The organism is Methylobacter sp. BBA5.1, from assembly GCF_000746145.1.
Classification (GTDB): Bacteria; Pseudomonadota; Gammaproteobacteria; order Methylococcales; family Methylomonadaceae; genus Methylobacter; species Methylobacter marinus.
The window spans coordinates 22,743-28,996 of sequence record NZ_JQKS01000047.1; the positions used below are offsets into that span (position 1 = coordinate 22,743).

Below are 6,254 nucleotides of genomic sequence, written 5' to 3' on the forward strand. Positions count from 1 at the left end.
TATTACGGTGAACTTAGGGATTGATGTACTAGCGTCAGCAAACCGACTATTTGCCCCAGGTTTGGCGGCGTGCAATCTAACTTTGCGGACTGCCCGCTAAAAAGCAGGTGATTGCTGGCTAACCGTGCTAAATTTAGACGAACCTTCGACGGCAATGGTAATTCATAGCAGCCAGTTAAGGCGGTGTTTATGACAATGAGAAAAATCCTGATAACCGGCGCGACCGGCCAGATAGGCTCCGAATTAACGCCGCTGCTGCGCCAGCGATACGGCGCCGATAATGTGATTGCCGCCGGCCATCGCAGGCCGCCCGATCCGGAGCTATCGACGGAGGGGCCTTTCTACAGCCTGGATATAAGAGATGCGGCGGCGCTGGAACAGATCATCAAAAACCATCAGATCGATACCGTTTTTCATCTGGCCGCGCTCTTGTCGGCCGTCGCCGAAACCAAGCCGCAGGGCCATAGGATGTGCCGAGGCACGAAGCGCATCGTTCGAGTCATTCATTTACATGGCTATCGAAATTACCCGAATGCCCCCAGTTCATCGGATAAACGCCCTGCTCAACAAACCGGTGAAAACTCGAATGCGGCCAATCAACGACTCGCTGTACATAGCCATGCTTGACAGGATTCCAATGGATGTAATCCATGTGGTTGTGAAAATCGGTTTGGTCACATAATAAATGCGCCCAGAACCGGCGCTGCCATAAGCCGCGTTCCCGGCGTTTGCTCCGGCTTGAGGAAATTCTCTCGCCTTGCGGCATGGCACGGGAAAAATGACCTTTGAGCAGATTCCAGCGTATGGAAAAATCCCCGCCGCCCAGGCGGCAATGTCCAGATGCAATGCAGATGGTCAGGCTGGATAACGATGGCATTAATCCGGTAAGGTTTGCGCTCCTTGACGTAACGAAAGGCGGCTCTCAGCAGATCAATCTTTTCCACCAAGAGATAATTATTCCGGCGTTCGGCAAGATTAACGGTGAAGAACCAGGTTGAGCCAAGGGCGTAGATTCGGCGGTAGTCTGTCATTGGTCTGCTTGATGGTTACTCGAACGATGCGCTTCGTGCTTCAGCGCATCCTAATGGCTCTTATGAAACGCTCTGGTGCACGGTCGGCCAATTAATGGATTGTTTTCAGGCTATGTTTTCAACTAAAGGATAACTGCTCTAGCCGGGGAGTAGAAAGGAAAAGCCCCGCTCGGCAATGGTGCCGGGCAGGGCTTAAGATTGGATTTAATAGGGTACGTCCCCGATTATTCCAGCGAGAGTTGGATGTTAAGCATCTTCATTCTTTTGACCAGACACACCAGGTTGATAGCGTGGATTCGGGATGAACTCTCCGGTCAAATTCCCGGTTTCATCCACCTTCCACGCCCCGACTACAGCTTCTGGCGGCACATCCTCATCAGGACCAAACGCACCCTCAATCTTGTAAACCCAACCGTTTGGGTTTGCTCGCGCGGCCTCGACGATCTCTTCTGTAATTTCGTGCTCTGAATCAGCAGCCATCATCCCAGACTCCTTAACCACTCTTCGTAAGTCGCTCGCTGCTCAGCAACTGTCCCTACTTGCTCAAACTCTGCGGGCTCGAATGCGTCCACCAAATCCTCGCGCCTAGCCTGCATCCCATTTTTAAGCAAATACACCTTTCTTCCTCCAGCCATTTGGCGAGCCATCCTAGATGGATAAGCAAGTAGGGCGGTTTCGCACAGCAAACCGCCACTTCAAACAGGCCAGGTAACATTGCGGAACATGACGGTTTTAAGACGCCGTTTGTTGGTGGATTGCCAAAGCAAATCCACCTTGCAAGTCATCCATCATACAGCCATGTCTAAGCATATGAACGGAATCACGGTAAATGACTGGCTTTCAGACATGTTGAGTCACGAGCTTCATGCCAAAAGATGTTGGATTGCAAGACCTGACACCGTTCTCTGACCCGTTCTCCGCGCTTCCGCTCTTACCGTGATGGCCAAATACTTGGAAAAACTCTGCGCTGCATTAGGGTGTCTTTGTCGGCTTTCAAATCACTAATGATACTCTCAACTGCTTGGCTATCATTCTTAATTCTTTGCACCTCATCAGAATTAAGCTTTACGCAAAAATCTATTTCTACAGGTCCTCCTGACATAAAGGTAAGATACCATTCGTCAGCATCTTTCATTAAAACGTAATGGAATCTCACTTCTTGAATTATTTTCATTTTTTGGGTTTCGCTATTTCGGTTGCATTTTTAATGGAAAGTTCTGAGTAGAAATCTTTTGGTATAGGATCAACTACAGCTTCGAAGTGACCAGTCGGAAGTTTTCCACCAGCTAGCCATAATTCGTTTGCTCCAGATTCATTTCCAGTAGGCATTCTTATGTTCAAACTGCTTGGATCCGGTATTTTAATTACAGACATTTCTTGGCCAGACCAGCTTCCGGGTTGAATACCGAGTTCTTTTTCTATTCTAGTCATATCCCCTCCAGTTCTTGACAGCATCTCGTCCATTTGTGTGTTTGACATAACAAACTGTCCATCTGCGCGCCCTACTGGGTCTCTGCCCCATGTATCCAAAGCGGCTTTTGGTGTAAGGTACGCCGCTCCATCATTAAATTTCTGCAAATGAGCGTCAATGTAGGATTTTGGCAAGTAGGTCGATGGATCAGGCCGTATACCTTTATCCATCGCCTGAACTTCTTTTATTTTGTTGTAGCTTGCTGCTGCTTCGCTACTATTCGAAAAATGGCCTTTTGTATCTTGTTGAAATTGGTTCCAGGGATTCTCTTTACAAGTCAGACCTAGCGGATCTATCCAGTTGGTTGGATCCGGAGCGTAGCGGTAAAGATTGTCGCCGCCGGCCAGCCCTATCGGATCCTGATGGATGAATCGCCCGGCCTGGGGATCGTAATACCGGTTCAGATTGTAATGCAGCCCCGTCTCGGCATCAAAATACTGCCCCTGAAACCGCAAGGGATTATCGATTTCGTCCACATCGGCCAGCGCCAGCGCACCATAAGCCCGGTAGCGGGCGGACCAGACGATTTTGCCGGCGGCATCGGTCAGTTCGCGCGGTGTGCCGAGGTGATCCAGGTGGTAGTAATAGACCTGTGAGGCTGCTCCGCCGACCTGATCGATGCAGGCCAGCGGCCGGAAGCCGACGGGCTCGAACAGATAGGTCCGGCACCGCTCCGCCCGGGTTTCCTGCAGCAGTCGCGCCCCGTCATAGACGAAGCGCGTCTCGCCCTCGGGCGTGAGCTTGGCGATGCGCCGGCCCAAGGGATCGTAGCGGTACTGGCTGACGCCGTCGGGCGTCTCGGCGCGGATCAGGCGGTTGTCGCTGTCGTAGGCGTAGCGGGTAGTGAGTCGGCCGGCCTTGCCGCGCCGCTCTTCGGTCAGGTTGCCGGCCGGGTCGTGCACGAACCGTTCCGGCGTCAGGCCCTTGACCTGGAGCAGCCGGTCGGCGGGATCGTACAGATAGCGGCTGGCGCCCTGGCGCAGGTCGTCGACGGCCGCGAGCTTGCCGGTGGCATCGTAGCCGTAGCGGCGGCCGAGCAGGGCGGCTTTGCCCCGCAGGCCGGCCTGGTGCTGGGTCAGCCGGCCCAGGGCGTCGTATTCGTGCGTGACCGCGGCGCCGTCCTGGCTTTCGCTGATGACCTGGCCGAGGGGATTGTACTGGAACCGTAGCTGCGCGTGGCTGTTGTGGGCGCGGGTCAGGCAGCCGAGCGGGTCGTAGCTGAACTCGCTGACCGTGTTGTCCAAGCCAGGTAGGGCGGTTTCGCGCAGCAAACCGCCATTTCAGGCAGGTCCGGTAATATCGCGGAACATCATGGCTTTAAGACTTCATTTGTTGGTGGATTGCCAAAGCAAATCCACCTTGCAAGTCATCCATCATACAGCCATGTCAAGGCATATGAATGGAATCATGGTAAATGACTGGCTTTCGGGCATGTTGAGTCACGAGCTTCACACCAAAAAATGTTGGACTGCAAGACCTGACCCCGTTCTCCATATAATCACAAGTTTGTGGGGTATAGCCTTATAGATTTAGCTTTACCTTCAATCCACCCTTCAATGGCACTTGGTACGTTATCTACATCCAAAAAAATAATGCTATCACCTAATTTAATGGTAAGACATCCATCATCCTCATAAGAGATAACTTGTGCAACAAAACGAAAGAGATTGTTTTCTATGGCAATCATACAAGTATCTTTATTTGACGTAATTATATTTTTTCCCCAATCAAAATTATCATCAATATCTATTTCAATATCTGTACAATCACCTAGAGTCGGTAATTCACCATTCCAGGTTCCAGCCCCAGTGCCTATAGAGGTTTCAAATTTTACCTTTATCTCATCCTGAATATTTTTCACATCTAATATCTTAATATGCATAACTATTTCTTTGGTAATGGAACACGCACCACAGTATTATCTACATCCATGACATTTTTCTCGGGATCAAGCGTCCATATCTCCTCGTGATAATGATGCTTTGTTGGCGTACTTTCCATTTCGTGAGGTCCGTAGCGAATACTTCGCTTACCATCGGCTGAAACAATCCTATCATCATCAGGAAAGCCAGTTCTTGGGTGAATATTTGTATGAGGCTCAGGTCCTAAGAACTCATCCCATTTATCAACAGCATCTTGAGGTTTAACAGGTTTATTCGCATAAACCTCTTTGTGATACCCTCTTTCAGGTACATTCTTTGCACCGTTCGAACAATCCTTCCCCGTCAACCCCAACGGATCAACCCAATTAACCGGATTAACCGCATACTGGAACAGATTCACGCCGCCGGCCAGGCCAATCGGGTCCTGATGGATAAACCTGCCCGCCTGGGGATCATAATACCGGTGCAGATTGTAATGCAGCCCCGTCTCGGCATCAAAATACTGCCCCTGAAACCGCAGCGGATTATCGATGTCGGCGACATCGGACAGGGCCAGCGAACCATAAGCCCGGTAACGGGCCGACCAGACGATTTTGCCGGCGGCATCGGTCAGTTCGCGCGGTGTGCCCAGATGATCCAGGTGGTAGTAATAGACCTGTGAGGCCGCGCCGCCGGCCTGATCGATGCAGGCCAAGGGCCGGAAGCCGCCGGGCTCGAACAGATAGGTCCGGCACTGTTCCGCCCGGGTTTCCTGCAACAGCCGTGCCCCGTCATAGACGAAGCGCGTCTCGCCCTCGGGCGTGACCTTGGCGATGCGTCGGCCCAAGGGATCGTAGCGGTACTGGCTGACGCCGTCGGGCGTTTCGGCCCGGATCAGGCGGTTATCGCTGTCGTAGGCGTAGCGGGTAGTGAGTCGGCCGGCCTTGCCGCGCCGCTCTTCGGTCAGGTTGCCGGCGGCGTCGTAACGGAAGTGCCGGTCGCCCAACAGCACCAGGCGGTCGCCTTTGACCCGGCCGCCGCGGTCCTCGTTCATGCCGATCAGGTTGCCGGCCGGGTCGTGCACGAAGCGTTCCGGCGTCAGGCCTTCAACCTCGATAAGCCGGTCGGCGGGGTCGTACAGATAGCGGCTGGCGCCCTGGCGCAGGTCGTCGACGGCGTTGAGCTTGCCGGTGGCATCGTAGCCGTAGCGGCGGCCGAGCACGGCGGCTTTGCCCCGCAGGCCGGCCTGGTGCTGGGTCAGCCGGCCCATCGGATCGTAGGCGTAGCGGCTGACCAGGTCGCCCTGCTGGCGGGCGGTTTCCAGGCCCTGCTCGTCGAACTGGTGGCGGCTGAGGATTTCGCCGTCCAGGCGGACGGTCTGCAGGCGGCCTTGGGCGTTGTAAGCATAATCGAGGCGCTGGCCGGTGGGCGTGACCGTGGCGGTGCGCCGGCCCAGGGCGTCGTAGTCGTGCGCGACCGCGGCGCCGTCCTGGCTTTCGTTGATGACCTGGCCGAGGGGATTGTACTGGAACTGCAGCTGCGCGTGGCTGTTCTGGGCGCGGCTCAGGCGGCCGAGCGGATCGTAGCGGAATTCGCTGACCGCGTTGTCCCAGCCGGTCTTTTTCAGCAGGCGCCCGAGCGGATCGCGCTGGAAGCGGGTGACCTGCCAGTCCTGGTCGCCGCGCTGGGCGTACAGGTCCAGGTTGCCGGCGGCATCGTAATGATAGCGCTGAACGCGGCCGTCGAAGCCGATCTCTTCGATCAGGTTCTCGTCCTGGTCGTAGTTGAGCTGGTAGCGCTCGCCTTGGGCGTTGGTCAGGCCGATCAGGTTGCGCTCGCTGTCGTAGTGGTAGCGCAATACCTGGCCGGCGGGGTCGCGGCGTTCGGTGA

General features: G+C 54.4%; 7 protein-coding genes. 1 reads left to right on the forward strand and 6 read right to left on the reverse strand.

Annotation, left to right across the window (positions count from 1 at the left end):
• Positions 1 to 189 precede the first annotated feature (189 nt).
• Complete coding sequence (locus EK22_RS23925) at positions 190 to 627, forward strand: NAD-dependent epimerase/dehydratase family protein (protein WP_369798235.1); 438 nt, start codon at positions 190 to 192, stop codon at positions 625 to 627.
• A gap of 47 nt (positions 628 to 674) precedes the next feature.
• Here EK22_RS23925 and EK22_RS20450 read toward each other — a convergent pair whose 3' ends face one another.
• The 6 genes from EK22_RS20450 to EK22_RS20480 all read right to left on the reverse strand — a co-directional run.
• Positions 675 to 1,031 (reverse strand): transposase, encoded by a 357-nt coding sequence (locus EK22_RS20450; RefSeq protein WP_369798236.1) that lies wholly within the window; start codon positions 1,029 to 1,031, stop codon positions 675 to 677.
• Between the two features lie 246 nt (positions 1,032 to 1,277).
• Entirely contained in the window at positions 1,278 to 1,514 is a 237-nt protein-coding gene (locus EK22_RS20455) for a hypothetical protein (RefSeq protein WP_200882638.1), read from the reverse strand.
• A gap of 448 nt (positions 1,515 to 1,962) precedes the next feature.
• Complete coding sequence (locus tag EK22_RS20465; RefSeq protein WP_036254007.1) at positions 1,963 to 2,205, reverse strand: hypothetical protein; 243 nt, start codon at positions 2,203 to 2,205, stop codon at positions 1,963 to 1,965.
• Complete coding sequence (locus EK22_RS25370; protein WP_051962001.1) at positions 2,202 to 3,773, reverse strand: RHS repeat domain-containing protein; 1,572 nt, start codon at positions 3,771 to 3,773, stop codon at positions 2,202 to 2,204. Before EK22_RS25370 ends, EK22_RS20465 begins: the two co-directional genes overlap by 4 nt.
• A gap of 227 nt (positions 3,774 to 4,000) precedes the next feature.
• On the reverse strand, positions 4,001 to 4,384 hold the full coding sequence (locus EK22_RS20475) for a hypothetical protein (RefSeq protein ID WP_051962002.1): 384 nt from the start codon (positions 4,382 to 4,384) through the stop codon (positions 4,001 to 4,003).
• A 2-nt stretch (positions 4,385 to 4,386) separates the two neighbouring features.
• Positions 4,387 to 6,254: RHS repeat-associated core domain-containing protein (locus EK22_RS20480; RefSeq protein WP_235209464.1), on the reverse strand; the 1,868-nt coding region annotated here is incomplete at its 5' end.

Excerpts from the sequence above, each read along its gene's own strand:
- EK22_RS23925 (WP_369798235.1), top strand. The coding sequence starts at position 190 with ATGACAATGAGAAAAATCCTGATAACCGGCGCGACCGGCCAGATAGGC.
- EK22_RS20455 (WP_200882638.1), bottom strand. The coding sequence starts at position 1,514 with ATGATGGCTGCTGATTCAGAGCACGAAATTACAGAAGAGATCGTCGAG.
- EK22_RS20475 (WP_051962002.1), bottom strand. The coding sequence starts at position 4,384 with ATGCATATTAAGATATTAGATGTGAAAAATATTCAGGATGAGATAAAG.
- EK22_RS20465 (WP_036254007.1), bottom strand. The coding sequence starts at position 2,205 with ATGAAAATAATTCAAGAAGTGAGATTCCATTACGTTTTAATGAAAGAT.
- EK22_RS20450 (WP_369798236.1), bottom strand. The coding sequence starts at position 1,031 with ATGACAGACTACCGCCGAATCTACGCCCTTGGCTCAACCTGGTTCTTC.